Source organism: Mesorhizobium sp. WSM4837 (assembly GCF_055811435.1).
Map to the genome: position 1 here is coordinate 1 of NZ_JBVVQE010000194.1, position 1376 is coordinate 1376.

2 protein-coding genes are annotated in these 1376 nt (G+C 57.0%); both read right to left on the bottom strand.

Translation table 11 applies throughout. From position 1 onward, the window contains the following. Positions 1–105: CoA transferase (locus tag AC0L3D_RS36635; RefSeq protein WP_473647526.1), on the bottom strand; the 105-nt coding region annotated here is incomplete at its 3' end. 21 nt (positions 106–126) lie between these two features. Further along, positions 127–1376, bottom strand: a 1250-nt coding sequence (locus tag AC0L3D_RS36640; RefSeq protein WP_473647525.1) for a methylaspartate ammonia-lyase, incomplete at its 5' end; no start/stop codon positions are given.

Sequence of the window (1376 nt, forward strand, 5' to 3'; positions counted from 1 at the left end):
CTTGATCACCCGGGCGCCGGCGTCGGCAAGACGAGACGACGCATAAGGGGCGGCCACGGCCTGCTCCACAGCAACGACAGTGACTCCCTCAAGGCAGTTTTGCATGGCGACACACCGCGCTATCATCTAAGGGTTTAAATTTTGAGCGCGACGACGGTCGAGCGTCGCCAGCAACCGGTTTTGTTCATTCCCAACAATTGAGAATGCCTCGTCGACTCCCATTCCCGGCTTTGCAAGCATCATCTCGGCTTGGGTTGCCACAGATACGTGGACAGAAGCTTGGGCGGAAAGATCTGTCTCGGTACAGCTCCCTCCGACATAGGCGCCGACCTTGTTCGCCTTGCAGATGAGAACTGCGCGCGCACTATCGGCGATTGAGCCGACGTCTGGCGTCTTGATTTGAACGAGATGCGTGGCCTTCGCTTCGGCAAACAGCCGAATATCCTCGAGCGTGTTGCACCTCTCGTCTACGACAATGCGCGCGCAGGATCCCCGATCATCCAAAATCGATACGATCCGGGCGTAGTTATCAATTTGGGCTTGCGTCGAGCCAAAATCCGCCGGGCACTCGATGTTGAGCGTAAAACCCGGAACGGTATCGGCGACCCTGCAAATAAAGTCCGCGATGCTTCGCGGCTCGAGGCCGATTTCCTGGCCGATCCAGCCATACACATCGAAATGCAGCACCGGATGATACCCCGGCCGGCCAATTTCGCGCGTACGCATTGCAACCCACTTCACGAACTCCATGAAGGTCTGGCCGCCGACTCCGAATTTCTGCCGCGAGTTGATCAGGCCGTGGGGAAGCACATCCACGGCCTTCAGAATCATCTTGTCAACGTTGATTTCGCGAGCATCGCCGCTCTGGCAGTAAATCGGAACCCTGCGCGTCGGCAGCGGTAAGTTAAATTCAGCGCATACGATCTCCGCCATCGTCGTACGGTGAAGATGAGCCGTTGCGCGAAGGAGCGCCTGGCTGACGCCATACTCAATCGCGAGAGGTAGCCGCTTGTGTTCGAAGGGCTCGAAAATCTTCGCGCAAGCCTCAAGATAACGAGATGCATCGACATCGAGTAGCCGTGGCGCCACGACGCACGACGTCAAGTCCGAGATTTGAGCAGTTTCAAACAAAGGATCGCGTCCGCCAGCACCAGAATACTGAACGCCCATCATGTCGCCCCAAACAACGGTGTCGTCGGTGAGAACAAGCCCGACACTAAGCGAAGATGCCGGAATGCGAAGCGACGTGAACCCAGGCGTTATCGGATCGCCGACATAGATGAATCCGTCCTGGGTCGCGCCTGACCTAATGGCAACTTGATCGTCATAGAAGAATGCGCCGTTGCCAGGCGCAAGGAGGACGTCTTTGATCTGCA